Origin of the sequence: Nocardia violaceofusca NBRC 14427 (assembly GCF_963869435.1) — a bacterium.
GTDB classification, from domain to species: domain Bacteria; phylum Actinomycetota; class Actinomycetes; order Mycobacteriales; family Mycobacteriaceae; genus Nocardia; species Nocardia aobensis.
In genome coordinates this window covers 61,202-85,189 of record NZ_CAWMPM010000037.1, presented here as the reverse complement: position 1 = coordinate 85,189, position 23,988 = coordinate 61,202, and the positions used below count along the sequence as shown (strand labels likewise).

Annotated in this window: 25 protein-coding genes; 11 read left to right on the top strand and 14 right to left on the bottom strand. The window is 68.5% G+C overall.

Features of this window, described 5'->3' with window-relative positions; all coding sequences use genetic code 11:
• The 4 genes from AC5592_RS28320 to cynR all read right to left on the bottom strand — a co-directional run bounded on the left by AC5592_RS28320 (position 1) and on the right by cynR (position 2,603).
• Positions 1–501: a nucleoside deaminase gene (locus AC5592_RS28320; protein WP_036504322.1), complete on the bottom strand. Its 501-nt coding sequence runs from the start codon at positions 499–501 to the stop codon at positions 1–3.
• Between the two features lie 37 nt (positions 502–538).
• Entirely contained in the window at positions 539–1,009 is a 471-nt protein-coding gene (gene cynS / locus AC5592_RS28315; RefSeq protein ID WP_036504321.1) for a cyanase, read from the bottom strand.
• 50 nt (positions 1,010–1,059) lie between these two features.
• Positions 1,060–1,650, bottom strand: a complete 591-nt coding sequence (locus tag AC5592_RS28310; RefSeq protein ID WP_063065995.1) for a carbonic anhydrase — start codon at positions 1,648–1,650, stop codon at positions 1,060–1,062.
• Positions 1,651–1,718: 68 nt separating this feature from the next.
• Entirely contained in the window at positions 1,719–2,603 is an 885-nt protein-coding gene (gene cynR, locus AC5592_RS28305; RefSeq protein WP_063065994.1) for a transcriptional regulator CynR, read from the bottom strand.
• Positions 2,604–2,717: 114 nt separating this feature from the next.
• Between cynR and AC5592_RS28300 the strand changes: the two genes are divergently transcribed.
• The gene (locus tag AC5592_RS28300; RefSeq protein WP_063065984.1) at positions 2,718–3,182 is read left to right on the top strand and encodes a nucleoside deaminase; all 465 of its coding nucleotides are present in this window, start codon (positions 2,718–2,720) and stop codon (positions 3,180–3,182) included.
• Positions 3,183–3,222: 40 nt separating this feature from the next.
• Here AC5592_RS28300 and AC5592_RS28295 read toward each other — a convergent pair whose 3' ends face one another.
• Positions 3,223–4,119: a cation diffusion facilitator family transporter gene (locus AC5592_RS28295; protein ID WP_036504316.1), complete on the bottom strand. Its 897-nt coding sequence runs from the start codon at positions 4,117–4,119 to the stop codon at positions 3,223–3,225.
• Positions 4,120–4,275: 156 nt separating this feature from the next.
• On the opposite strand from AC5592_RS28295, the gene AC5592_RS28290 reads away from it, so the two are divergent.
• On the top strand, positions 4,276–5,121 hold the full coding sequence (locus AC5592_RS28290) for an SDR family oxidoreductase (RefSeq protein WP_036504313.1): 846 nt from the start codon (positions 4,276–4,278) through the stop codon (positions 5,119–5,121).
• A gap of 36 nt (positions 5,122–5,157) precedes the next feature.
• On the opposite strand, the gene AC5592_RS28285 is transcribed toward AC5592_RS28290, so the two are convergent.
• On the bottom strand, positions 5,158–6,123 hold the full coding sequence (locus AC5592_RS28285) for a LysR family transcriptional regulator (protein ID WP_063065983.1): 966 nt from the start codon (positions 6,121–6,123) through the stop codon (positions 5,158–5,160).
• A 71-nt stretch (positions 6,124–6,194) separates the two neighbouring features.
• Between AC5592_RS28285 and AC5592_RS28280 the strand changes: the two genes are divergently transcribed.
• Positions 6,195–6,593, top strand: a complete 399-nt coding sequence (locus AC5592_RS28280) for a nuclear transport factor 2 family protein (protein WP_063065982.1) — start codon at positions 6,195–6,197, stop codon at positions 6,591–6,593.
• 16 nt (positions 6,594–6,609) lie between these two features.
• Here AC5592_RS28280 and AC5592_RS28275 read toward each other — a convergent pair whose 3' ends face one another.
• From AC5592_RS28275 to AC5592_RS28265, 3 genes are all read right to left on the bottom strand, one after another.
• The gene (locus tag AC5592_RS28275) at positions 6,610–7,317 is read right to left on the bottom strand and encodes a cyclase family protein (protein WP_063065981.1); all 708 of its coding nucleotides are present in this window, start codon (positions 7,315–7,317) and stop codon (positions 6,610–6,612) included.
• A gap of 84 nt (positions 7,318–7,401) precedes the next feature.
• Positions 7,402–8,619, bottom strand: coding sequence for a cytochrome P450 family protein (locus AC5592_RS28270; protein WP_063065980.1), 1,218 nt, complete (start codon positions 8,617–8,619; stop codon positions 7,402–7,404).
• Positions 8,620–8,629: 10 nt separating this feature from the next.
• Complete coding sequence (locus tag AC5592_RS28265; protein ID WP_051025498.1) at positions 8,630–9,838, bottom strand: cytochrome P450 family protein; 1,209 nt, start codon at positions 9,836–9,838, stop codon at positions 8,630–8,632.
• Positions 9,839–10,207: 369 nt separating this feature from the next.
• Here AC5592_RS28265 and AC5592_RS28260 point away from each other — a divergent pair, with 369 nt between their 5' ends.
• Positions 10,208–10,720 carry a mycothiol transferase gene (locus AC5592_RS28260; RefSeq protein ID WP_036509658.1) on the top strand — a complete coding sequence of 171 codons (513 nt, stop codon included), beginning with the start codon at positions 10,208–10,210 and terminating at the stop codon, positions 10,718–10,720.
• Here the strand turns inward: AC5592_RS28260 and AC5592_RS28255 are convergent.
• Positions 10,717–13,335 (bottom strand): cytochrome P450, encoded by a 2,619-nt coding sequence (locus AC5592_RS28255; protein ID WP_232329589.1) that lies wholly within the window; start codon positions 13,333–13,335, stop codon positions 10,717–10,719. The genes AC5592_RS28260 and AC5592_RS28255 overlap by 4 nt on opposite strands.
• A gap of 65 nt (positions 13,336–13,400) precedes the next feature.
• Between AC5592_RS28255 and AC5592_RS28250 the strand changes: the two genes are divergently transcribed.
• Together AC5592_RS28250 and AC5592_RS28245 are read left to right on the top strand one after the other, a co-directional pair.
• Positions 13,401–14,678 carry a glycosyltransferase gene (locus tag AC5592_RS28250; RefSeq protein WP_063065979.1) on the top strand — a complete coding sequence of 426 codons (1,278 nt, stop codon included), beginning with the start codon at positions 13,401–13,403 and terminating at the stop codon, positions 14,676–14,678.
• Positions 14,675–15,433, top strand: coding sequence for an ABC transporter permease (locus AC5592_RS28245; protein WP_063065978.1), 759 nt, complete (start codon positions 14,675–14,677; stop codon positions 15,431–15,433). The genes AC5592_RS28250 and AC5592_RS28245 overlap by 4 nt, the downstream gene beginning before the upstream one ends.
• A gap of 31 nt (positions 15,434–15,464) precedes the next feature.
• Here the strand turns inward: AC5592_RS28245 and AC5592_RS28240 are convergent, their stop codons facing one another.
• The gene (locus tag AC5592_RS28240) at positions 15,465–16,067 is read right to left on the bottom strand and encodes a TetR/AcrR family transcriptional regulator (RefSeq protein WP_036509654.1); all 603 of its coding nucleotides are present in this window, start codon (positions 16,065–16,067) and stop codon (positions 15,465–15,467) included.
• Between the two features lie 88 nt (positions 16,068–16,155).
• On the opposite strand from AC5592_RS28240, the gene AC5592_RS28235 reads away from it, so the two are divergent.
• The gene (locus tag AC5592_RS28235; RefSeq protein ID WP_084507323.1) at positions 16,156–16,611 is read left to right on the top strand and encodes a DUF4345 domain-containing protein; all 456 of its coding nucleotides are present in this window, start codon (positions 16,156–16,158) and stop codon (positions 16,609–16,611) included.
• A gap of 27 nt (positions 16,612–16,638) precedes the next feature.
• Here AC5592_RS28235 and AC5592_RS28230 read toward each other — a convergent pair whose 3' ends face one another.
• Positions 16,639–17,193 carry a GNAT family N-acetyltransferase gene (locus AC5592_RS28230; RefSeq protein WP_036509652.1) on the bottom strand — a complete coding sequence of 185 codons (555 nt, stop codon included), beginning with the start codon at positions 17,191–17,193 and terminating at the stop codon, positions 16,639–16,641.
• A 44-nt stretch (positions 17,194–17,237) separates the two neighbouring features.
• Positions 17,238–17,921 (bottom strand): hypothetical protein, encoded by a 684-nt coding sequence (locus AC5592_RS28225; RefSeq protein WP_063065977.1) that lies wholly within the window; start codon positions 17,919–17,921, stop codon positions 17,238–17,240.
• Between the two features lie 239 nt (positions 17,922–18,160).
• Here AC5592_RS28225 and AC5592_RS28220 point away from each other — a divergent pair, with 239 nt between their 5' ends.
• The 4 genes from AC5592_RS28220 (at position 18,161) to AC5592_RS28205 (ending at position 22,977) form a co-directional block, all read left to right on the top strand.
• On the top strand, positions 18,161–18,865 hold the full coding sequence (locus AC5592_RS28220; RefSeq protein ID WP_063065993.1) for a response regulator transcription factor: 705 nt from the start codon (positions 18,161–18,163) through the stop codon (positions 18,863–18,865).
• Entirely contained in the window at positions 18,843–20,441 is a 1,599-nt protein-coding gene (locus AC5592_RS28215; protein ID WP_063065976.1) for a sensor histidine kinase, read from the top strand. Before AC5592_RS28220 ends, AC5592_RS28215 begins: the two co-directional genes overlap by 23 nt.
• Positions 20,438–22,360: an ArnT family glycosyltransferase gene (locus AC5592_RS28210; RefSeq protein ID WP_063065975.1), complete on the top strand. Its 1,923-nt coding sequence runs from the start codon at positions 20,438–20,440 to the stop codon at positions 22,358–22,360. The genes AC5592_RS28215 and AC5592_RS28210 overlap by 4 nt, the downstream gene beginning before the upstream one ends.
• 488 nt (positions 22,361–22,848) lie before the next feature.
• Positions 22,849–22,977 carry a helix-turn-helix domain-containing protein gene (locus AC5592_RS28205; protein WP_371507518.1) on the top strand — a complete coding sequence of 43 codons (129 nt, stop codon included), beginning with the start codon at positions 22,849–22,851 and terminating at the stop codon, positions 22,975–22,977.
• Positions 22,978–23,021: 44 nt separating this feature from the next.
• On the opposite strand, the gene AC5592_RS28200 is transcribed toward AC5592_RS28205, so the two are convergent.
• Positions 23,022–23,981, bottom strand: coding sequence for an erythromycin esterase family protein (locus tag AC5592_RS28200; protein ID WP_063065973.1), 960 nt, complete (start codon positions 23,979–23,981; stop codon positions 23,022–23,024).
• Positions 23,982–23,988 lie beyond the last annotated feature (7 nt).

Sequence of the window (23,988 nt, the reverse complement as noted above, 5' to 3'; positions counted from 1 at the left end):
TCACTCGGCCGTCGGCGCTCCCGCCACCCGGCGCTCGCCGTTGTTGCGTTCCTGCCAGCGGCGGTAGACGTCGACCGCATCGGCGCGAGGTTCGTGGCGCATCGGCAGGCGGCGCTGATCCCACGGTTGTGCGAATTCGTCGTAGAAGGTGTTCAGCTCGAAGTACTTCCGGTCGTCGACGTAGTGCGGAGCGTACGCCTCGCGGGTGGTGAGGAAGACGACCTCGTCGGGGGAGCAGTAGTACAGCGCGCCCAGGCACATCGGGCAGGGCAGGGCGAGGATGTAGATCGTGGTTCCGGCCAGATGTTCGGTGCCGAGGGCGGTGCAGGCCTGGCGGATCGCGAGGATCTCCGCGTGTGCGGTCGGGTCGGCGGTCTGCGCGACCAAGTTGGGGCTTTCGGCGAGAATTTCCCCGTCCTTGACGATGACCGTCGCGAACGGCCGGCCGCCCTCCTCGACGTTGCGGCGGGCCAGATCGATGGTGCGTTGTGCGAAATCCATTGCACTCCTTGTTGAGTCGAGTTCGATAAGTGGGTGCTCAGAAGGGCTTGGTGGGCAGGTACTTGCCGTCCAGCGTGATCACGGCGCGTTCGCCGCCCTCCGGATCGGGCACCTTGCGCACGTCGAGCTTGAAGTTGATGGCGCTGATGATGCCGTCGCCGAACTGCTCGTGGACCAGCGCCTTGAGCGTGGTGCCGTACACCTGCAGCATTTCGTAGAAGCGGTAGATCGTCGGATCCGTCGGCACACCACCCGGAATCGACCCGCGGGTCGGGATGGTCTGCAGCAGCGCCGCCGCCTCGTCGCCCAGCCCTAGCAGCTCGGCCACGGCCTCCGCGGACTGTTTCGGCAAAGGGTGCTGCCCGAGGATCGCCGCGGTCACGAAGGCCGTCGAATAGCCGGCGGCGTCGGCGATCTGCTGCCAGGTGAGATCCTTGGCGATCTTGGCCTCGACCGCCGTCACGGCCAGCGCTTGGCGGGCGGCCGGATCGAATTGTGCGTGCACCATAGGGTTTTCCTTTCTTCGGTCCGCCGTATCGCACGGCGGCACAGGGGGTTTCAGGCGGCGAGGGTCCGGTCGGATCCGGCCGGATCGATCACCGTGACGGTGCCGGTGCCGATATCGAAGACCCAGCCTGCGACGGTGACGGCGCCGGTCGACAACGCGCGCGCCACCGCCGGGTGGGTGGCCAGATTCGCTTGCTGAGCAACGACATTCGCGCGAATCAACGACGCGATCGCTTCCGAGCCCGGGCGGGCCGCGGCGGCATCGGCATGCCGCAGCCAGGCGGCGACGGTCGGCATCGTGCTGAGATCGTGGCGTTCGGCCAGCGCCGTCATCGCCCCGCAGCCGGAGTGCCCGCACACCACGATGCGTTCGACGCCCAGCACCGCGACGGCGTATTCGATACTGGCCGCCACGCCGTCGGCGCCCGGCCCGTACGCGGGGACGAGATTGCCGGCGGTGCGCACGACGAACAGCTCACCGGGTTCGCTGCTGGTGATCAGTTCGGGCACGACACGTGCGTCGGAGCACCCGATGAACAGGGTGCCGGGCGTATGCGTGGTGGTGAGCTGGGCGAACAACTCCGCCTTGGCGGGGAAGACGGCGTCGCGGAAGTGCGTGACGCCGGTGGTGAGGTCATGCATGAGACCAGCCTGCATGACCAGTAGCTATAGGGTCCAATACTTGTATCGGATCGCAACTATAGATGCGATCAATAATCTTGCGCGGTCGCGTGGATCGCGCTGGTGAACGCGCGGGCCGCGGCCGAGTGGTAGGCGGTGTGGCGGCGCAGTAACTCCACCGTGCGGATCGGCAGGGGAGGGTCCAGGGCTGTCGGGTGCAGATCGGCATGTGCCCGCGTGATCGCATCCGGCAGTACCGTGGCGAGCGATCCGCGCCGGACGAATTCCAGCAGTGCGCTGATCGAATTCGCCTCGACCGCGATATCCGGAGCGACGCCGCATTCGTCGAAGTATCGGTCGATATGCAGGCGGGTGGCGAAGTCCGCACTCAGCAGCCCCAGCGGGATGCCGGCCAGCGCCCCGGCCGGCAGTGGTTGCGCGGCAGTGGCGAACGGATGGTCCGAGCCGACGACCAGGCCGAGTTTCTCGGTGAACAGTGCGGTGTGCTCGACCCCCGCGGCGTGCGCGCCCGCGAAGGCGATCCCGAGATCGAGCCGGTCGGCGAGCAGATCCGCCTCGATCGCATCCTGGGTCGTCTCGCGAAGAGTGAGGCTGATTCCCGGATGCTCGGAACGGAACCGGTGTACGAGCGGTCCGATCAGATAGGCGGTGAAGGTCGGCGTCGTCGCCACCCGCAGATGGCCGCGGGACAGATCATGGACGTCGTGCACCGCGCGTTCGCCGGCCTCCAGATCGCGCAGTGCGAGCCGGGCATGGCGCGCATACGCCTGCCCGGCATCGGTCAGCCGGACCGTGCGGCCGGAGCGGTCGAGCAGTACCACGCCCAGCACCCGCTCGAGCTGTTTGATCTGCTGCGACAGCGTCGGCTGCGAGATGTGCAGGGATTCCGCGGCGCGGGTGAAGTTGCCGTGGTCGGCGACCGCCAGCAGATACCGGATGTGGCGCAACTCCATCGGCCAACTATAGGTCGCGCCAATGGCGATGATGGGCACGGTGACTTGGACACTATCGGTCCTGTTCGGCATGCTGGCGATAGCACCGCGCAGCCGATCGAAGCGAGGACAGCGATGAACCACGACAGCGAGAACCTGCGCCGGGCGATCGCCCTCGGCGAGGAGGCCGGCCGCCGGGGCAACCGCCCGTTCGGCGCCGTACTCGTGGCCGCGGACGGGACGGTCGTCGCCGAGGGACGCAACGAGGTCGCCACCTCCGGTGTGGTCACCGCACATGCGGAACTCACCGCACTCGGGGCCGCGGGGCCCGCCGCGGGCGGCGCCACCGTCTACGCCAGTGGAGAACCATGCCCGATGTGCAGTGCCGCGCTGGTATGGGCCGGTGTCGCCCGCATCGTCTTCGCCGCGGCGGAAGCCGACTTCAGCGCGATCATCGGCGGGCATCCGCGGTTCGCCCTCGGCTGCGCGGAGGTTGTCGCCGCCAGTGATGCCGAGATCGCCGTCTCGGGACCGCATCTGGGCGACGAGGCGCTCGTCCCGTTCCGTCACTACGTCGAAACCGTCCAGGAGACAGCATGATCGGCGCTACACCGGGGCGGTTGCGCCGGATGCGAGCCGCTCAGCGCGCCCACTCCACCCACCGGCGATCCGCGGTGAACACCACCGACGTCGAGTGCTGGTAGTTCCGGGCATTCAGCTGGGCGTCGATATCGGCGCGGATGGCGTCGAAGGATTCGACGGTGCGTTCGGGGGTCCGGGGATCGAGAACGAAGGCGAGTTCCAGATCGAGGCGGCTGCCCACGGTGGAGGCGCGAACGAAGGATGCGGCGAAGCCGTGGTCGGCGCGGACCCGGTCGCACAGCCGCTCGACGTCGGTGACCACCGAGTGCGGGGCGGCCATGGTGAGAATTTCGCGAAAAGCGGAGCGGAACAGCCGGATCGGGATCCAGAGATAGGCCAGGGACACGATGATCACCAGCGCGGGATCGACGTAGCGCGCGATGTCGTCGCGGCCGGCGGCCTCCAATGCCACCGCCGCGCCGAATCCGGCCAGGGTGATCAGGCTGAAGGCGGCGTCGCCGCCCCATTCGGCGGCCTCCGCCCGGACCAGCCCCGAACCGGAGCGTCCGGCCCGCCACAACACCAGCGCCACCAGCACACTGAGCAGTGACGCGGTGATCGCGTACGCCAGCGCGGAGACGGCCGAGACGGCCCGGCCGCCGTGCAGGATCTCCCGCACCGCGTTCACCGATCCGTAGACGCACAGTCCGCCCAGGGCGGTCGAGCGCACCACGATGACGACCGGCTCCCAGGTCTCGCGCCCCCACGGATACGACGCGTCTGCCCCCTTCGCGACGGTCCGCTGCGCCGCCACCGACACCGCCGAAAGCGCGATGCCCACAAGGGAATACAACCCGTCGAACACGATCATCTGCGATCCCGCCGCCAGCCCCCACGCCAGCGAGACCACCACGAACACCACCGAGGCCCACATCGAGAACACGAGCGCGCGCATGCGCTCACGCTACGACCGGTCTGTCACCGGCGGACCGATTCACCCCGGGAACCGGATAGGTGTCGCGGCCCGCGTTCGCTCTTCGGAGATCGTCGATTGACGAGGTTTCGTTAGCCGCCTAATGTTTATCGATAGGCGGCTAACGATTGGAGTGAAATGATACTGGTAACCGGCGCGACTGGACATATCGGCCGAGAGCTCGTGGCCGCACTCGACAGAACGGGTGCGGCGATGCGCTTGTTCGTCCGAGACCCGGCGCGCGCCGCCGATCTTTCGTCCGCCGCCGAACGCGTGGTCGGCGACCTGACGGACCCGGCGGCGTTGCGGGCGGCGTGCGAGGGGATCGACTCGCTGTTCCTGCTCGTTCCGGGACTGGCGGTGGAGCCCGCGCGGCATGCGGTGGCGGCGGCGCGGCACGCCGGTATCCGGCATCTGGTGCTGGTGTCGTCGTACAACGTGCTGGGCGATCCGATGCCGGCCATGGGGCGCTGGCACCGCGAACGAGAGGAGATCGTCGGTAGCTCCGGCATTTCCGCGACGATCCTGCGCCCCGGGGGATTCATGACCAACGCGCTGGAGTGGGCGGCCGATATCCGCGCCGGCCGGCCGGTATTCGATCCGTCCGGGCCCGGCCGCTACGCGCCGATCGACCCCGCCGATATCGCGGCGGTCGCGGCGATCGCGCTCACCGAGCCGGGGCACGACACCACCTACTGTCTCACCGGCGAGCAGACCTTCACCATCGGAGAACAGGTCGCGGTGCTGGCCGGCGCGATCGGCCGCCCGATCGCGGTCGAAACCGCCACCACCGCCGAGGAGGCCGTCCGCTCCCGCTATCCCCAGGGGGCGCCACCGGCCCTGGCGGCAGCGATCCTGGAGGGATTCACGCTGATGCGCGCCGACACCGTCGGTCTGCGGACCGATACGGTGCGGCGGTTGCTCGGCCGCGCACCCCGAACCTTCGCCGACTGGTGCGACCGCAACCGCGACCGATTCCGTTGAAGGACAACGGTTTCGGCGCGGCGAGCGCGGGTCGGGCTACGGCGGCGAGTTCGTTCGCGAACCCGCGGGGTTCGGGCGCAGCCGCCCCCGCATCTCGCTGGTGAGGGCTGCCGCGCTATCGCGCAACGCCTCGATGAACGCATCGGTCGCCGCCGAGGGAGCGGTGCTCTGTTCTCCCCGAGTCGCTGCGCGCGGTGCCATCCGCACCACCCGGGTGGGACGCACCGCGGCCGGGTGATCGATCCTGACCAGCGCGATATTCGCGGGCACCACCGGCGCCGCGATACCGGGCACCACGGTGATGCCCGAACCCGCCGCGACCAGACCCAGTTTCGCGATCCAATCCCGCGCGACGAAGGCGATATCGGGTTCGTGCCGGGAATCGCGCCACGCGCCCAGCAGGGTGCTGCCGCGCTCGGTACTGCCCGCGATCCAGCGTTCGTCACGAAATTCCGCCGGAGCCGCACTGATCCGCCCGGCCAGCCGGTGGTTCGACGGCACCGCGACCAGCAGCGGATCGTCGAGCAGCACTTCCACCTCCATATCGGCGGCGAGCGTGCCGGTCTCGGTGACGACGGCCAGGTCCAGCCGGCCGCGCGCCACCGCGGTGAGCAGGCGCGCAGTGGTGCCCTCGCGCAGCGGCACCCGCGCCGACGTCGCTGCCACCGCTCGCGGCACCAGTGCGGCCATCGCGGTCGAGAACGCGCCGACACGCACGGTCGCGGGCGGTCCCGCGGTCAGGCGATCCAGTTGATCGCGGGTGCTGTCGAGTTCGGCCAGCACCGCTTCGGCGTGGCGGATCACGATCTGCCCGGCCGCGGTCGGTGCGACGCCGCGCGCCAGCCGGTCGAACAGCGGATGCCCCGCGGCCTGTTCCATCAGCGAAATCTGCCGGGACACCGCGGATTGGGTATAGCCCAGCCGGTCCGCGGTGGCCGAGAACGAGCCGCAGCGGGCGGCCTCGCGCACGACACGCAACCCGAGGATCGTGAACTCACCCATGCGAAATACTGATATCAGAAATGCGAGATCATCGCTTGTCGCATGGGTAGGCCGTGTTTAGCGTCGGCTGTGTGAGTGTGAACGAGAACAGAGCGCTGGTGCGCGACATCTTCGACCGGATGGCCGCCGGCGAGACCCGGGCGCTGAGCGATGCGATGGCTCCGGAATTTCGCTGGACCTTCCCCGGACACTGGTCGTGGTCGGGCACCTGGGAACCGAAAACGGCTGCCGTGCAGGGTCTGCTACGCCCGCTGATGGCGCAGTTCACCGAGTATCGAATCAGCGCGGACGCCGTGCACGCTGACGGTGACCGGGTGATCGTGCAGGCCCACAGCGCCGCCACGACGGTCCGCGGCGAGCCGTACGACCAGTACTACTGCTTCGTGTTCCGGGTCGAGGCCGGGCGGCTGCTCGAGGTGACCGAATACTGCGATACCGCTCTGGTGGAGCGAGTTCTCGAACCCCTGTGACGCCGTCACCGCCGATTCAGGATTCGATCAGGGCGAAGATCGACGCCGGTGACCCCGAACCGTGTTCGGTGACGAATCCGCCGACGACGACGGTGAAGCCGCGGTCCGGCAGATCAGCCAGGTGGGCCAGGATTTCCAGGCTGAGGCGGTGCTCGCGGTACAGCAGCTTCGAAACCCGGAAGGTGTCGTCGATGCCGATATCGGGACTGAAGGCGTCGGTGCCGAGGGCCCCGCGCCGGCCGAGTACGCCGTGGTCGAGCAGCCAGTGCACCGCCGCCACGGAGAATCCGGGGTGATGCATGCGGCCCTGCGTATCGACCGACGCGAAATCGTCGGTGCCCCAATATCTTTCCCATCCGGTGTGCAGGAGGACGGCGGATTCGGCAGGGAAGGGGCCGTGCCGGTCCTGCCATTCGAGCAGATCATCGACCGTGACCGCGTAATCGCGATCGTGTTCCGCTCGCGCGCTGATATCGATGCGGACGCCGGGCAGGACGAAATCCTCGGGGGCGAGCCGATCGGCCGTCGCCGCACCGGCGGTGAAGTGGGCCGGTGCGCCCCAATGGGTTCCGGTGTGTTCGCCGACGGTGACCGCCTGCAGGTGGAAGCCGTGTTCGTCGAGCGTGGCGATGGTGTCGATCCGCGGCGTGGGATCGCCGGGAAACACCGACACGGCTTCCACGGACAGGGGATGCGACAGGTTCAGCACGGACGAATACGCCATCGGTTCACCTCCCGTGTGGCACCACCCGGACGAGATTTCACGGTTCCGCGCGGGCACCGATGTGCCGGCGCGGAACCGCCGACACTATCGCAGGTAGACCGGAACCGAGATGTGCCCGTTGGAGATGAAACTGCCCAGCGGCTTCAGCTCGGACGGGTCGACCGCCGGCCGCAGGTCCGGGAAGCGTTCGAACAGCGCCGGTAGCGCGATCGAGGCCTCCATCCGCGCCAGCGGAGCGCCCAGGCAGTGGTGCGCGCCGTGGCCGAAGGCCAGATGTTCCTTGTTCGCCCGATGTACGTCGAACTCGGCGGCGGTCTCGCCGTGCACCTTCGGATCGCGGCAGGCCGCACCGTAGGAAGCGAGAATCGCCTCACCCTTCGGGATCCGGATCTCGCCGACCTCGATGTCCTCGACGGCGTACCGCAGCGGCAGATGCGCCACCGGCGCCTGGTAGCGCAGCGTCTCCTCGACCAGCTCCGCCCACGGCACCCGGCCCTCGACCACATCGGCGCGCTGCTCCGGATGGCTGAGCAGCGCCACGATGGCCTGGTCGATGAGGTTGAGCGTGGTCTCGTGGCCGGCGTTGATCACCAGCATCAGGGTGTCGACGAGTTCGGTCTCCGAGAGCTGGGCGCCGTCCTCGTTACGGGTCGCGATCAGCACGCTGGTGATGTCGTCGCCCGGATTCTCCCGCCGGAACGACACCAATTCGCCGATCAGGCGGCCCATTTCGATGAAGTTCGCCTGCGCCTGCTCCGGTGTGAACGAGGTGTCGAAGAAGCCGTCGACACAGGCGTGGATGGCCGAATCCAGATGGTCGGGCACGCCCAGCAGTTCGCTGATCACCCGGATCGGCACCGGGTAGGCGTAATTCGGGCGCAGGTCCACGATCTCGCCCGGCGCGGTCGCGCTCAACCGTTCGAGCAGATCCGCCACGATCGCCTCGATCCGCGGACGCATCGCGGTGGAGCGGCGATGCGTGAACGCCGGGGCGACCAGTTTGCGCAGCCTCCGGTGCTCGGTGCCGTAGGCGGTGAACATGTTCTGCGCCGCCACCCACGGTTGCAGCGGCCAGGACTCGTTGATGTCCCCGTTGATATAGGCCGACCAGTGCTGACGCGGATCCTTCGACACCCGCGGATCCGACAGCAGATTCTTCAGCACGACCGCATCGGTCACCGACCAGGCCGGCACCCCGCCCGGCAACTCCACCAGCGCCACGGGACCACGTTCCCGGATGCGCTCGTTCTCGGCCTGGATATCGGCGCCGGTCAGATCGAGCACCAGTGGTTCCTGCTTCATCGGAAGCTCCTTACACCAGATTCAACGGAGGAGATGCGGGAAAGGTGACCGGCAGCGCTGCCATCGCACGGTGGAACGGGCCGGGACGCCAGGTGATTTCGCTCGGCTCGATGGCCAGGCGCATCTCGGGCAGTGCGTCGAGCAACTGGTCGATCGCGTCCTGCACCACCAGATAGGCCACCGAACGGGCCGGGCAGGCGTGCGGTCCGGCGCTCCAGGCCAGATGCGAGCGGTTGCCGGTGCGGTCGCCGCCGGCGATGACCGGATCGTTGTTGCACGCGGACAGGCTGATGACGACCGGCTGATGCGCGGGCAGCCAGGCGTTGTCGATCAGGATCGGCTGGCGCGGATAGCTGATCGAGAAGTTCGCCATCGGCGGATCCTTGAACAGAACCTCGTCCAGCGCGTCGCGGGTGGAGAGGCTGCCGCCGAGCATGCCGCCGCCGAACCGTTCGTCGGTGATCATCAGCAGCAGGGTGTTGGCGATCAGGTTCTGCTGGGGTTCGATGCCCGCACCGTAGAAGCTGATCAGGTTGTAGAGCATCTCTTCGTCGCTGAGATTGGCCGGGTGGTGCGCCAGCCGCGAGGTGACGTCGTCGCCGGGCTCGGCGCGGCGCAGGTGGATCAGCTCCATCAGCGCCTGGCTCAGATGTTCCATACCCCAGGCCGCGTTCACGGTGTCGAACAGCGCCGCCATACCGGTGGCCACGCGCTGACCGAGCTCGGCCGAACAGCCCACCATGCGGTTCAGCGATTCGAAGACCAGCGGGAAGGCGTACTGCGACACCAGATCCGCCGATCCGGCCTCACAGAAGCTGTTGATCAGCGGGATCGCGATCTTCTCCACCGTGCTGTGCAGCGCGTGCAGATCGATACCGTCGACGGCCGCCGTATACGCCTGCCGGTAGCGCAGGTGGACATTGCCGGCATTGCGCAGCGCGTTCGGATACCACTGCATCATCGGCCGCACCGGGCAGTCCTCGGGAATCGAGTCCTGCCACGCCCGGGGGTCGGCCGGGAAGTGTTCGGGATCGTTGAGGATTCGCAACGCGGTGTGGTAGCCGATCACCAGCGTGGCCGGGACGCCGGGGGACAGCTCGATCGGGACCAGTGAACCGTAGCGACGGCGCATCTCCCGATACGTGCCGTGCGGATCGGCGGCGAATTCCGGTGTGTCCAGCAGAATCCGGGGACCGTCGGTGTCGACCGGGGAGCCCATGTGCTGGACCGGGCAGGTGGCGGGACCGCCCGCGCCGGGTAGTGCGGACAGTGCAGAACGTGGTGTGGTCAAAAGATGTGACTCCAGAGAATGAACTGTCGAGCGCGACGAAGAATTCCGCTGTCGGTATGGTCCTACAGCGTCACCCCACATCTGTTGTAGGACAAGAGGCTTGGTTAGCCGCCCGGCCGGACATCCGTAACCGGACTGTCGACCAGGGTAGCAGGAACGTACCGAACTCTCTGTCGGTCTTCCACTCTCGGCACGCCGGTGCGGGACGGGCCGGTGAACCACCGTGAAACACCTTGTGAGCGGGCATAATCACATCGGTTCCACCGAACTGTCGGTGCGGTGTGTTTGCATACCACCATGACGAGCACCGATCTGCTGGCAGACGCCTTCGGGCGGATCAAGGAGAACGTGCACGGCGCGGTCGCCGGGCTCACCCAGGAGGAACTGGCCGCGCGGCTGGACCCGGGCGCCAACTCCATCGCCTGGCTGATCTGGCATCTGACCCGCGTGCAGGACGACCACATCGCCGATGTGGCCGGCACCGAACAGGTGTGGACGACGGCCGGTTGGTCGCGCCGCTTCGATCTGCCCTTCGACGAGTCGGCCACCGGGTACGGCGACGATCCGGACGAGGTGGCGGCCCTCGGCGGTGTCTCGGCCGAATTGCTGCTGGGCTATCACGACGCTGTGCACGACCGCACCGTCGACTACGTCCGCACCCTCGCCGACGCCGACCTGCCCCGGATCGTCGACACCCGCTGGGATCCGCCGGTGACCCTCGGCGTGCGGCTGATCAGCGTGGTCGACGACGATATCCAGCATTCCGGGCAGGCGGCGTTCATCCGCGGGGTGCTGCTGCGCCGCCGCTAGCGCCGGTACAGGGTCACCGGAATCGCCGACGGTGAGAGGACGAAGTCCCGGTTCGAGGCCCGCACGACGTACGCCGGATCCGGCTCGGGCCGCCACCGCGCCAGCAGCGCCGCCGAGGCGAGCGTGATCTCCAGCAGCGCGAAGTGGTCGCCCAGGCAGCGCCGGCGACCGACACCGAAGGAGAGGTTCGCCTGCTTGTCGATCTCGCCGGTGCGGGCGGGCGACCAGCGGTCGGGATCGAAGGCCTCGGGATTCGGGAAGTGGCGCGGGTCGTGCTGGACCAGATAGGGGCTGAACATGATGGCGGTGCCGTCGGGAACGGTGAGTCCGCCGACGGTCACCGGCCCGGACGCGTTCCCGGCGCTGATCCACGGTCCCCAGAACCGAAGAGTTTCCGAGACAACCTGTTTCAGGTATATGAGCTTGCCGATGTGTTCCGCGCGCACCGGTCCGGCGCCGACCACATCGTCGAGTTCGGCTCGCACCCGTTCGGCGATATCGGGTCGCCGCATCACCTCGTGCCACAGCCACCCGGTGAGCGAGGCCATCGACCCCACTCCACCGGCCAGCATCAGGATGGCCTCGTCGATGATGTGGTCGTCCGACAGTCGCGCGCCGGTCTCGGGATCGGTATGGCGGATCAACGCCGACACCACATCGTTGAAATCCTCGTCGCGGCGGCGATACTCGGTGATCGCGGCGCCGATCGCGGCCCGCAGGTGGCGCGCCTTGCGCTCCCAGCGCCGATTCGCGATCACCCGCAGGCGGCGGATCTGAGGTGGCAGGGCGGTGCGCAGAATGACCTGGCTCAGCAGCCACGGCACGTTGTCGCGAATCCGGTGCCGGACCGCCTCGCTGAATTCGGCGGTGAACAGGGTCGAGGACACGGTGTCGAGGATCAGGCCGTGCGCCTCGTCCATCAGATCGACCCGGCCTCCGGCGGGCAGTGCGGCCGACCAGGTGTCGGCCAATTCGGCCGCGGTGACCGTGTATTCGGCGAGCCGGCTCTGCCGCAGTGCGGGCGCGATCATGCGCCGGCGCAGTTTGTGTTCGGCGCCGCGCAGCACGTTCACCGAACCGCCGGCCACATCGGCGATCGCTTCCCGCAGATCGTCGCGATTCAATTCCGCGTCGCCGAGGCCGACCTCGCGCACCAGCTCCGGCGTGGTCAGCACATAGCCGGTCTTGCGGCCGAATCGAATGCGCACGATCGGGCCGAGCTCGGCGAGCGAGGTCACGAAACTCGGTGCGTCGCGCAGGGCGCGCAGACTGTGACCGATCAGCGGCAGGGCGCCGGGCGCGGTCGGCACGTCGGACAGTCGTTGCGGCACCGGTCGCTGTGCGGCGGGCTCGATGTCGGCCCGGGCCTGCCGGTAGACCTCGACAATCGCGTCGATGCGGCCGGACTGTCGCACCGAATCGCGATGCCGGGTCATCTCGGCGCGCATCGCGAGCAGCCTGCCGCGGTCGTTCACCAGCACGCCGATCGCCTCCGCCAGGGACGCGGAGGAGGCGTCGCCGGCGCGCAGACCGCCGCCCGCCGGAACGGATTCGGCCAGGTCCGGATCGCAATAGAGCACGGGCAGGCCGGTGGCGATCGCTTCGAGCAGCACCATGCCCTGGGTGTCGAAACCCCACGACGGAAACACCAGGACGTCCGCGGCGGCCATGGCGTCGAGGCACTGCTGCTGAGAAACCCTGCCGTGCAGCGTGATTCGATCCGAGAGCCCGTATTCGGCGACCACCGCGGCCGCGCGGGCGGACAGTTCGCCCTCCCCGTACACGTCGAGGGTGCAGTCCGGGACGCGCCGCACCGCCTCGATCGATTCGAGCAGTCGCTTCTCCGCGGAGAGCCGCCCACACCAGATCAACCGCAGCGGGCCTTCGACGGCGCGTGCGGCCGGGGGCCGCTGGTCGTCGAACAGTGCGTCGTCGACGCCGTTGGAGACCACCCGGATCGGCCGGGTGAGGCCGTGGTCGAGCAGCAGATCCGCGAAATGGCGGGTCGGTGCGATGACCCGGTCGGCGGCCTGCCCCTGGCCCACGATGGTGTGCCATGCGTGCCGGGCCGCCCGGCTCTGCGTGCCCCGCGGCATCCGCGCGGGATGGGAGACGAAGCGGCCGTGCATGATTCGCAGCGCGAGCGCCGAGAGGTAGGGCGCCGGGGCGGTGTGCTCGATGAAGGAGTCGTCACGGCTCTGCGCGGTGTGTACCAGCGGAATGCGATGCCGCCGTGCGGCTTTCATCCCCGCGATCGCCACCCCGTAGGTGGTGTGGGTGTGGACGAGATCGACGGGTCCGCGGGCGGCGAAGGCGGCATCGATCAGCGCGGCGTTGCGCGCGGTCGGCAACACCATCGGGAAGCCGTTCACCACCGCGCCGGCCAGGGGAGCCAGTTCGACCACCCCGTCGTCGGATGCCGCGTCCGGCGGCATCGCCGCGCCCGACAGTGGCGCCACGAACAGCGTCACCCGATGGCCGGCGCGTTCGAGGCCGTGGCGCAATGCCGCCACCGCGGTCTGCACCCCGCCAAGCGTCGCCGGGTGATAGTCCATGAACATGGCGATGTGCACGCCCGGCACGTTACCCACGCGCCCGGTTGTTCGATATCCCATAGTGTCCCCATCGGGTTTCTCGGCCGAAAGTGTTGCGCTCTCGGCAAAAGGGGAGATAACTCGACATGAGAATCGCCATTCCGCTGACCGGCACCCGCGGCGATGTGCAACCGGTGCTGGCCCTGGGGCTGGAGTTGCGGCGCCGCGGCCACGACGTGGTGCTGGGCGCGCCGCCGAATCTGGTCGATTTCGCCACCTCGGCGGGGCTCGCGGCGCGTGCCTGCGGGCCTGACGTACAGCAGCTCTACAGCTCCGAGGAGGGGCAGCGGGCCCTCGCCGCGGGTAATACGCTGCGGCTGATGCAGCTGGTCGCCCGGCAGATGGCCGACTATGCCGACCGGATGAACCGCGAGGTGGTCGAGGTGTGCGCGGGCGCCGACCTGATCGTGGCGAGCACCGTCACCGAGGACCGGGCCTGCTCGGTCGCCGAGGCGATGGATGTGCCGCTGGTGAGCCTGCACTACTTCCCGGCGCGGGCGAACGGGGCCTATCCGTTCCCGGGTGCGCTGCCGGCGAGCTGGGCGCCGCCCGCGCCGGTGAATCGCGCGACATGGGCGGTGGCGGAGAATCTGCGGCGCATCATGTTCATGCGCTATCTGAACGATCTACGCGCCATGCTCGGACTGCCGAAGTCGCGGGCGAGTATCGCTGCGGTGCTGGCGCGGCGGCGGGTCCCCGAAGTGCAGATCTACGATCCGGCGCTGGTGCCCGGACTACCGGCGCAATGGGACGGCCGGCGGCCGTTCACCGGTTTCCTGACGCTCGATCAGCAGACCCGGCATGCGGTCGGCGAACTCGGCGACGACCACACCGACATCCTGTCCTGGGTGCACGCGGGGGAGGCGCCGGTGTTCTTCGGATTCGGCAGTATGCCGATCAGCGATCCCGCCGCCGTACTGGCCATGGTGCGCGAGGTGTCGCGCCGGCTCGGCGTACGGGCATTGGTGAGTGCGGGCTGGAGCGGTATGGAAACCGCTCGTACACAGGGTGATTCGACGGTGAAGGTGGTCGGCCCGTTCGCCCACGACCTGGTGTTCCCCTACTGCGCGGCCGCGGTGCATCACGGTGGGATCGGCACGTTGTTCGAGAGTCTGCGCGCCGGTCTGCCGACACTGGTGTGCTCGGTGTCGTTCGAACAGCCGATGTGGGGCGGACAGGTGGACCGGCTCGGACTCGGCGCCCATCTGCGTTTCACCGATCTCACCACCGAACGACTCGTTCGCGGCGTGACCGCGCTGCTGGAACCCGAACGCCGCACTCGCGCAGAGCAATTCGCCCCGACCCTGCGGACCGAGGGCGCCGCCGCCCATGCCGCCGATATCGTCGAGGCGGCGGCCCGATGAGGATGATCGCCGCGGATTCGGCGGTGATGTTCCGCCGGTGCGCCCGGCACACCCTGCGCAGTCCGGACACGCTGATCATCTCGCTGCTCATGCCGATCCTGGTGATGATGCTGTTCACCTACGTGTTCGGCGGCGCGATCGACGTCGGCGGTTCCTACCTCGACTACGTGGTTCCCGGAATCATGTTGTTGTGCACCGGCTTCGGCGCGTCCATCACCGCGACCGCGGTCTCGGCGGATATGACCAGGGGCAGTATCGACCGGTTCCGGACGCTGCCGATGTTCCGGCAGGCGATCCTCGCCGGGCATGTCGGCGAGGGTGTGGCGCGCAATCTCGCCGCCATCGCGATCGCGGTGGCCGTGGCGGTACTGCTCGGCTATCGCCCGCACGCGGACGCGCTGGGCTGGCTGGCGGCACTGGCCATGATCGTACTGTTCGTGGTGGCGATCTGCTGGATCGCGGTCGCGCTGGGGCTGGTGGCGAAGAATCCCGAAGCGGCCGGCGGGATGACCTACGCGATCATGTTCATCCCCTACATCAGCAGCGCGTTCGTGCAGACCTCCACCATGCCCGGCTGGCTGCGCGGCTTCGCCGACTATCAACCCGCCACACCCGTGGTCGACACCGTGCGCGGCCTGCTGAATTCGAGCGGGACCGGCGGAAGCGCCGCATCGGCCCTGGTCTGGTGTGTGGGCCTCGCGGTAGTCGGATTCGGCGCGGCCAGGGCGATATTCGATCGGCTCTCCCAGCGTTGAGGCGACCGCGGTTCGCCCGGTCCCCAACGCGTCAGCGTCGCGGCGGCGCGGTCAGATCGAGCTGTGCACCCGCAGTGGCGTCCAAGGTCGCCATGCACATCCGCAGCACTTCGTCGCGCGAAATACGCTGATGGGCAAGCCATTCGACGGCTACCTCGCGGATGAAGGCGATCCATCCGGTCAGCGCCGCGGCGGCCACCTCGCGCGTGTGCCCTGTGGCGCCACATGCGTCGAGGACACGCTCGCACAGGGCGTTCAGGTCCTCGACCACCGGTCCGCGTACCGCCGGGTCGGCCGCCGAAGCGGTGCGGTTGGCGATGAGAACCAGCGGCACGTGGGCGCGGTAGAAATCCAGATGCGCCACCAGGCTCCGGTAGACGGCGGTGCGAACCGGCTCGTCGGGATCGATGCGCAGTTCGGCGAGCAGTCGATCGTGCGCTCGTTTCCAGATGGCCGCGAAGAATTCCCCCTTGGTGGGGAAGTAGTGGTACATCAGGGCGCGCGAGGCGCCGGCGTGGGTGGCGATGTCCTCCATCGCGACCTCGTCGTAGGAGCGTTCGCCGAACAATCGCGCGCCTACGTCCATCAATTCGTCGCGGCGCTGCTCGGGAGTGAGGCGGCGTCGGCTCGGCATCTGCTCATCGTAGGCGTGCGGTGTTGACGCGAACCCGGGCAGCGGCCTACCGTGGAACTTATTCAACAACCGTCTAATAGGGGTCGGCATGCGACGAGTGCTGCAGATCTGGCTACTGGTGTTCGGGCTCGTCTGTGCGGGGATCGCGCTGGCGCACTTGTTATTCGGTACCGCCAGCATCATCGGCGGCGGACCGGTGAACGCCACCGTGGATTCCGATATGCGCTTCTACGCGGTCGTGTTCGGCGCCTACGGCCTGGCCGTGGCGTGGTGTGCGCGCGATGTGGAGCGCCGCGGGCCGGCGATCAACGCGCTCGGCGCCGTCTTCTTCGCCGGCGGACTCGCCCGGATCCTGGCATGGGCGGCGAGCGGGGAACCCAGTTGGTTCTACGTGCTCATGACGCCGGTGGAACTGCTGATTCCGGTCCTGAACTACTTCCTGGTGCGGGCGGTGTGCGTCGGCCGCGGGCCGGGCGATGGCCGTGCATCCGGCGCCGGGGCTCTCGGCATGGCGCCGGCGATGCGGCAGGGACGGACTGGATAACGTCGGGCCGCGGTGAGTTCGCGTGGCTCAGTGCGGGCTGCGGTTGTCGCCCGCGAGGCGGCCGCGCCGGATCAGGGCTCGTTTGGCGCCCGGTGCGATCGGCGGCAGCGGCGCCTCCGAATCCGGTTCCGGCTCAGCGGGATTGGGCCGGACGAACAAGGTGACCGAGGCGGCCGGACTGAATCCGCTGCGGGCCATCAACGTGGCCGAGGCGGTGTTGCTCTGCTCCACGTCGGTCACGATGCGCCGGGCTCCCCGAGCGAACAACGCCTCCGAACAGATATCCACCAGTCGCCGCGCCAGTCCGCGCCCCTGCATATCCGGTGCCACCGCGACCCATTCGAGGTATCCCCAGTCGTCCCGGAGTTCGAATTCCATGGATCCGAGGACGAATCCCACCACCCGATCCGAATCCAAGGCCACCCAGCAGGCGTTGTCCGCCGAATCGAGGTGCTCGGCCACCGACGTCAAAGACCACGACGTGTAAGGCTTGACGTCGGTGTCGAACACCTCGTGCCCCAGATCCAATACCTGCCGCAAATGCCCCAGACCCATGGGCACGATCACCGCATCGCTGTCCATTCGCCCAGTTTGCCAGAGGTGTGCCAGGCGGCCGGAGTGTGCGATCAGCCGTTGGGCTGATTCGGAGCGCCGTCCATCGGCGGGGCCATACCGGAGCCGCCGCCCGGTCCGGGCGCCGCACCATCCGGACCGGGACCGTTCTGCCCCGGATCGCCGCCCTGCGCCATTCCGCCGAAGCGGCTCGACCGTCCCGTGCGGCCATCCGTCCGACCGGATTCGGTGCCGCTCGTGATCGCCGTCGCGGTCGCGGTCCCATTCGCCTGCGTGCCCTGAATGCGCACGGTGTCACCGACTTTCACGTCCGAATGCTGGGTGCTGCCGGAAATCGTGTAGGTCTGGCTGAAGTTGTCGGCGCTCTTGGCGGTGATCGAGGTGTCCGAGACCGCGGTCACCGTGCCCGTCTGGGTGATCTCGGTGGTGTAGCCGCCGTTGCCGTCGGAGATCACGAACTGGCCGTGCAGGCTCGCGCCCGTCATGCCCATACCGCCGGGACCCGAGGCATTGCGCCCACCACCCCAGCTGGTCCCGGGGCCGCCCGGACCGCCGTGCTCACTGCCGCCGGAATGGGTGGCCGCGTAGACGACGCCGCCTCCGGCCGCCGCGATCACCGCGGCGATGCCGACCGCGGCCAGCGACTTCTTCGTCGACCAGGTGGCGGCCGGCTGGGTCTGCGGTGCGCCCCAGGTGTGTTCCGGCTCGGCCGGAGGCTGTGGGGTGGGCTCGGTCATCGCATGCTCCTTGTCGTCGAAGGCGATCGCGGGCCGTCGATGCCGCGATCGTGTTGCTCGGTCAACCCTGCGGTGCGAAGCTGGGTCTGCGCTGTGGACTCGTTCGGTACTCGCTGTGGTGCGCGGGGCCCGACCGCCGCACTCACAGCCGACCCCCAGACACGGCACAGCGGACGCATAGCAGCCGTTCCCAGACTGGGGTCATGACCACCACGAACACCCCGGCCGAGCGCGTCGTGATGCGCCGCGCGGACGGCAGCCCCGTGACCGTCCTCGTCGTCGACGACGAACCGGTGCTCGCGGAAATGGTGTCGATGGCGCTGCGCTACGAGGGCTGGCAGGTCGTGACCGCCGCCGACGGGCGCACCGCGGTCACCGCCGCCCGCGAGAACCGGCCCGATGTGGTGGTTCTCGACGTGATGCTGCCCGATATGACGGGCCTCGAGGTGCTCACGAAGCTGCGCCGTGATCTGCCGTATCTGCCGGTGCTGTTGCTGACCGCGAAGGATTCGGTCGAGGACCGCATCGCCGGGCTCACCGCCGGCGGCGACGACTACGTCACCAAACCGTTCAGCATCGAAGAGGTCGTCCTGCGCCTGCGCGCGCTGCTGCGCCGCACCGGCATCACCACTGTCGACAACGACGCTCAGATCGTGGTGGGTGATCTGATGCTCGACGAGGACAGCCACGAGGTGACCCGAGCGGGCGAACCGATCACCCTGACGTCCACGGAATTCGAACTGCTGCGCTACTTCATGCGCAACCCCCGCCGCGTGCTGAGCAAGGCGCAGATCCTGGACCGGGTCTGGAGCTACGACTTCGGCGGACGCTCCAATATCGTCGAGCTCTATGTCTCCTATCTGCGCAAGAAGATCGACAGCGGACGCGAACCGATGATCCACACGCTGCGCGGCGCCGGATATGTCCTCAAACCCGCCGGCTGAGGCCGTGCCGCGGACCCGCCGGTGGTGGTCGGCACGCCGCTGGTCGCTGCGCGCGCGACTGCTCGTCGGGCAATTGCTGTTGCTGGTGGTCGTCGTCGTAGGTATCGGCGCCGCAACGGAATTCGCGCTGCAGCAGTTTCTCGTGCATCAGCTCGACACCGAGTTGGTCGATGTGCAGAAGCGTTCCCTCGGCGAGGCCGGTGGTGGTCCCAGTCTGGGTCCACCCCCCGGCGCTCAGGACCACGACAACCGGCCGCCGCCGAACCACGGCGGTCCGGGACCGGATTTCCTGGACCGTCGCGGCATCCAGGCCGATACCGTCGGCGCCAGTATCGACGGCACCGAGATCACCGCCGCCAAAATCGATGCCGACGGAACCCAGACGCGCCTGTCGGCGACCGCCCAGCGGCAGCTGGCCGAGGTGTCGTCGGACGGCACTCCCGTCACCGTCGACCTCGACGGGCAGGGCGCGTATCGGGTGGTCGCGAATTCGACCTGGTCGGGGGCCACGGTGGTGACCGGTATGCCGTTGACCGCGGTGCACGCCACATTGATGCGGGTCCTGCTGATCCTGGTGGTGGTTACCGCGGTGGTGTTCGTCATCGCGATCACCGTGGGCATCTGGGTGATCCGCCGCGCGCTCGCGCCGCTGGACCGAGTGGCCGCCACCGCCTCCCGGGTGGCCGATCTGCAACTCGATCGGGGCGAGGTGGAATTGCCGGTGCGGGTTCCGGCCGACGATGCCGATCCGCGCACCGAGGTCGGACAGCTCGGTTCCGCGGTCAACCGCATGCTCGATCACATCGACAGCGCGCTGTCGGCCCGCCACGCCAGTGAGACGCGGGTGCGGCAGTTCCTCGCCGACGCCAGTCACGAACTGCGCACCCCACTGGCCGCGATCCGCGGCTATGCCGAACTGGCACAACGGAAACGGGCCGAGGTGCCCGGCGACGTCGCCAATGCGATGAGCCGGGTGGATTCGGAATCGCGGCGGATGACGGCGCTGGTCGAGGACATGTTGCTGCTGGCCCGGCTGGATTCCGGGCGTGGCCTCGAACACGAGCCGGTGGATGTGACGCGCCTGACCGTCGACGCGGTGAGCGACGCCCATATCGCGGGCCCGGACCACCAATGGGATCTGGATCTGCCGGACGAACCGGTCGTCGTCACCGGTGATGCGGCGCGCCTGCATCAGGTGCTGGCCAATCTGCTCGCCAACGCGCGGGTGCATACCGGACCCGGCACCACGGTCACGGTCTCGCTGCAGCGCGAGGTCGGAGGAGGCGCGATCTGGCGGGTCGCCGACAACGGCCCCGGCATCCCCGCGGCGCTGCAACCGGAGGTGTTCGAGCGGTTCGCGCGCGGAGATTCCTCACGCTCGCGGCGGGCCGGAAGCAGCGGTCTGGGTTTGGCGATCGTCGCGGCCGTGGTGAAATCGCACGGCGGCACGATCAGCCTCGACAGTGTCCCGGGCCATACCGTCTTCACCGTCCGACTGCCGGATCAGGACCTCACAGCGAGCACACAGCGAAGCCCCAGGCGGCAACCACCTCGGTCGATGACGATCGACGTATGACGACGACTGTGCTGGACACGCCCCCGGTCGCGGTGACCGAACCGCCACCGACGCGGACCGCGCGCCCGCGGTGGCGGCAACTGTCGCTGGTGGCGTTGCTGGCGGCCACCGCGCTGCTGTACGTGTGGAATCTGGGCGCCAGTGGCTGGGCCAACGAGTTCTATGCCGCGGCCGTACAGGCCGGATTGCAGAGCTGGAAGGCGATGCTGTTCGGATCCAGCGATGCCGCCAACGCGATCACCGTGGACAAGACCCCCGGTGCGCTGTGGGTCATGGACATCTCGGCGCGCCTCTTCGGCTTCAACTCGTGGAGTCTGCTGGTGCCGCAGGCCCTGGAGGGCGTGGCCGCCGTCGCCGTGCTGTACGCGGGGGTGCGGCGGGTCGCAGGGCACTGGCCCGGAATCCTGGCCGGCGCGGTGCTGGCGCTGACGCCGGCCGCGGCGCTGATGTTCCGCTTCGACAACCCGGACGCCCTGCTCGTGCTGTTGCTGACCGCCGCCGCCTACTGCGTGCTGCGGTCCATCGAAAAGAACAGTGCCGCATGGTGGTTGCCCTTGGCCGGGGTGGCCGTCGGATTCGGATTCCTGGCGAAGATGATGCAGGCGTTCATCGTGCTGCCGGTGTTCGCGGCGGTGTATCTGCTTGCGGCGCAGGTGCCGTGGAAATCCAGGGTAGTCCGCTCCGTACTGGCCGTGCTCGCGATGGTGGTGTCCGCGGGCTGGTATCTGGCCGTCGTCGCGCTGTGGCCGGCCTCCTCACGACCCTTCATCGGCGGTTCCCAGCACAACAGCGTGCTCGAACTGGCATTGGGCTACAACGGTTTCGGCCGGCTCACCGGCGACGAGGTCGGCGGGCTGGGCAATATGAACCACGACGTCGGCTGGGCGCGGCTGTTCGGCTCCGAAATGGGCGGCCAGATCTCCTGGCTGATCCCCGCGGCGCTGATCCTCGGTGCGGCCGGACTGTGGCTCACCCGTCGCGCACCACGCACCGACCCGACGCGCGCCGCGCTGCTGCTGTGGCTGGGCTGGCTGGTGCTCACCGGCGGGATCTTCAGCTTCGCGAGCGGCATCCTGCACCCCTATTACACGGTGGCGCTGGCCCCGGCCGTCGCCGGCAGTGTGGCGATCGGGGCCTGGCAACTGTGGTTGCGGCGCAACGACCTTCGCGCGACCGCCGTACTGTCGGGCACGCTGGTGGTGACGACCGTCCTGGCCTGCATCCTGCTGGCGCGCACCGGTGAGTGGAATCCGTGGCTGCGTCCCGTCATCGCGGTGGTCGGTGTGGGCGCGGCGGCGCTGCTGCTGGTCGTCTCCCGGTTGCCGCGGGCACTCGGTGCGGCGGTGGTGGCCGTCGCGCTGGCCGCCGGACTGGCGGGCCCGACCGCCTACGCGGTGGCGACCGCGTCGACTCCGCACACCGGCGCGATTCCGTCCGCCGGACCGTCCAGCGGGCGCTTCGGTGGGATGCCGCCGGGTGGTGCGCCCGGTGGGCAATCCACGACGAGCGGTGCGACCGCGCATGCCGGCGGACCGATGGGCGGGCTCCTCGGCGGTATCACCGTCGGCTCGAATCTGTCTGCGGCACTGAGCGACAACGCCGACGCCTACACCTGGGTAGCGGCCGCGGTCGGCTCCAACAGCGCCGCCGCCTACCAACTGGCGACCGGCGACCCGGTCATGGCCGTCGGCGGTTTCAACGGCACCGACCCGTCCCCGACCCTCGCGCAGTTCCAGCAGTACGTGGCCCAGCACAAGATCCACTACTTCCTGGGCGGCGCCGGCCTGGGCGGCATGCGCGGCACCTCCAGCGGCGGCAGCCAGGCCGCCTCCGAGATCGCCGCCTGGGTGGCCGACACCTTCACCGCCCGCACGATCGACGGAGTCACGGTCTACGACCTGACCGCACCCGCCGAGTAGGGGCCACGGTCTGGAGTAGGGATTTACCTGCCGGTATATCGCTGCAGGAATATTCCTGCAGCGATACTTGCGGACTATGTTGCGGATCGAGCTGTCCGAGGAAGTGGCCGAATGGTTGGCATCGCTCACCGCTGCGGACTTCGCAACCGCTCAGCGGAAGCTCGATCTACTTGCCACCGAGGGACCCATGTTGCGGATGCCGCACGGTGATCACCCTGACAACCTTCCGTAAGCAAAGGCAGAACGAGTCTCGCGAGGTGGCGCGTGCCCGGCGTGCGCTGGAGCGCTACCGCGACAGCAAGGAGAGAGACCGATGAAGAATGTGAACTATCGAGACCTGGTCGACGATCGTCTCGGGAAGATGACTCCCGATCAGCGCGCCGAATACGACGAGGCGTACGAACGTGCCGATCTGGCGCTGCGCTTGGCCGAACTGTTCTACGACGCGCGCTGCGGCAGGTTTGACACAGACGGAACTCGCGCGCCGCATGGGAACCACGCAACCGACCATCGCCCGAATCGAAGGGGGCGGCCGCATGCCCACTCTGGACATGCTCGAGCGGTTGGCCAACGCTGTCGGCCAGCGCCTCGACATCTCGCTCGGCCCTGCGGCGTAACAGGCGAGTCCGTAACCCTGGATCAGGGCACCGCCCCGACCGTCTCATCCACGAGATGCCCCGAGTGGCCGAATGGACGTCACCGTTCGGTGGTGGACGACGAGGTCGAACCATTCGCCGAGGGATCCGCCCGAGAGGTGGAACGCGTCATCGTTGTCCGGGTCGTACACGGGCCCGATCACGCGGGTCTTCGCGGGCTCGGTGAGCCAGGTTCGCACCGAGTCCGGGCCCGGGGTGCGTAGATCCAGCAGATAGGCGTCCAGATCGACGCGGCCGAGTACGGCTTCGGCGAAGTCGGCCGGTGGGGAGGGGAAGGTGTCGGTGGTCGTGCCGTGGTCGAATGTCAGGCCGACGGACAGATAGCCGGAGCCGAAATGCTGCCGGAGATGGCCGCCCGCGCTGCGATGGGTGACCCGCTGGTCGCCGAGGAGAACACGTCGTGCCGCCTCGGCGACCGTATGCGTCGTTCCGCCCCAGTACACGATCTTGTGTCCGGTGTCGGTGTGCCAGCGAATCACATTGTCCGCCAGCATTCTTTCGATCTCGCCGAGGTCGCCGGATTCCGCTGTGACCCGGCCCTCGGGTTCCGGATGGGCGATACGAACAGGATCGTCCGGGTGCTCCTCGTTGTATCGGCGTATCCAGGCGACGACCTCGAGTATCTCCTCGGTCCGCCAGAACGATCGTGCCTCGGTCAGCAGCGCGCGCGGGTCGCCGGCCCCGGTGCGCACATACTCGTCGAGCGCGGCGCTGGTCGCATCGTCGCCTTCCAGGACGAGGCTGCGAAATCCGGCGTGTGCCACGAGGAATCGCAGCAGCCGGTGGGCGGTCACGGACAGCTCGTGGGTGTCGCGGGTCGCGGCTCCCAGGGCGACGACGCGTGCGGCGCCGATCAGCTGACGCAGTGCGGCCGGATCGGTGATCGGCTGCTCGGGGTCCGATGCGGAGAGCGGACGAGCGTGCTGCTCGACCCATTGCGTCACCGTGTCGATCGAAGTGGTCATGCGACAA

Bases quoted from the DNA above. Each gene is read 5' to 3' on its own strand.
- AC5592_RS28320 (WP_036504322.1), bottom strand. From the start codon at position 501: ATGGATTTCGCACAACGCACCATCGATCTGGCCCGCCGCAACGTCGAG.
- cynS (WP_036504321.1), bottom strand. From the start codon at position 1,009: ATGGTGCACGCACAATTCGATCCGGCCGCCCGCCAAGCGCTGGCCGTG.
- AC5592_RS28310 (WP_063065995.1), bottom strand. From the start codon at position 1,650: ATGCATGACCTCACCACCGGCGTCACGCACTTCCGCGACGCCGTCTTC.
- cynR (WP_063065994.1), bottom strand. From the start codon at position 2,603: ATGGAGTTGCGCCACATCCGGTATCTGCTGGCGGTCGCCGACCACGGC.
- AC5592_RS28300 (WP_063065984.1), top strand. From the start codon at position 2,718: ATGAACCACGACAGCGAGAACCTGCGCCGGGCGATCGCCCTCGGCGAG.
- AC5592_RS28295 (WP_036504316.1), bottom strand. From the start codon at position 4,119: ATGCGCGCGCTCGTGTTCTCGATGTGGGCCTCGGTGGTGTTCGTGGTG.
- AC5592_RS28290 (WP_036504313.1), top strand. From the start codon at position 4,276: ATGATACTGGTAACCGGCGCGACTGGACATATCGGCCGAGAGCTCGTG.
- AC5592_RS28285 (WP_063065983.1), bottom strand. From the start codon at position 6,123: ATGGGTGAGTTCACGATCCTCGGGTTGCGTGTCGTGCGCGAGGCCGCC.
- AC5592_RS28275 (WP_063065981.1), bottom strand. From the start codon at position 7,317: ATGGCGTATTCGTCCGTGCTGAACCTGTCGCATCCCCTGTCCGTGGAA.
- AC5592_RS28270 (WP_063065980.1), bottom strand. From the start codon at position 8,619: ATGAAGCAGGAACCACTGGTGCTCGATCTGACCGGCGCCGATATCCAG.
- AC5592_RS28265 (WP_051025498.1), bottom strand. From the start codon at position 9,838: ATGGGCTCCCCGGTCGACACCGACGGTCCCCGGATTCTGCTGGACACA.
- AC5592_RS28260 (WP_036509658.1), top strand. From the start codon at position 10,208: ATGACGAGCACCGATCTGCTGGCAGACGCCTTCGGGCGGATCAAGGAG.
- AC5592_RS28255 (WP_232329589.1), bottom strand. From the start codon at position 13,335: ATGGGATATCGAACAACCGGGCGCGTGGGTAACGTGCCGGGCGTGCAC.
- AC5592_RS28250 (WP_063065979.1), top strand. From the start codon at position 13,401: ATGAGAATCGCCATTCCGCTGACCGGCACCCGCGGCGATGTGCAACCG.
- AC5592_RS28245 (WP_063065978.1), top strand. From the start codon at position 14,675: ATGAGGATGATCGCCGCGGATTCGGCGGTGATGTTCCGCCGGTGCGCC.
- AC5592_RS28240 (WP_036509654.1), bottom strand. From the start codon at position 16,067: ATGCCGAGCCGACGCCGCCTCACTCCCGAGCAGCGCCGCGACGAATTG.
- AC5592_RS28235 (WP_084507323.1), top strand. From the start codon at position 16,156: ATGCGACGAGTGCTGCAGATCTGGCTACTGGTGTTCGGGCTCGTCTGT.
- AC5592_RS28230 (WP_036509652.1), bottom strand. From the start codon at position 17,193: ATGGACAGCGATGCGGTGATCGTGCCCATGGGTCTGGGGCATTTGCGG.
- AC5592_RS28225 (WP_063065977.1), bottom strand. From the start codon at position 17,921: ATGACCGAGCCCACCCCACAGCCTCCGGCCGAGCCGGAACACACCTGG.
- AC5592_RS28220 (WP_063065993.1), top strand. From the start codon at position 18,161: ATGCGCCGCGCGGACGGCAGCCCCGTGACCGTCCTCGTCGTCGACGAC.
- AC5592_RS28215 (WP_063065976.1), top strand. From the start codon at position 18,843: ATGTCCTCAAACCCGCCGGCTGAGGCCGTGCCGCGGACCCGCCGGTGG.
- AC5592_RS28210 (WP_063065975.1), top strand. From the start codon at position 20,438: ATGACGACGACTGTGCTGGACACGCCCCCGGTCGCGGTGACCGAACCG.
- AC5592_RS28205 (WP_371507518.1), top strand. From the start codon at position 22,849: ATGGGAACCACGCAACCGACCATCGCCCGAATCGAAGGGGGCGGCCGC.
- AC5592_RS28200 (WP_063065973.1), bottom strand. From the start codon at position 23,981: ATGACCACTTCGATCGACACGGTGACGCAATGGGTCGAGCAGCACGCT.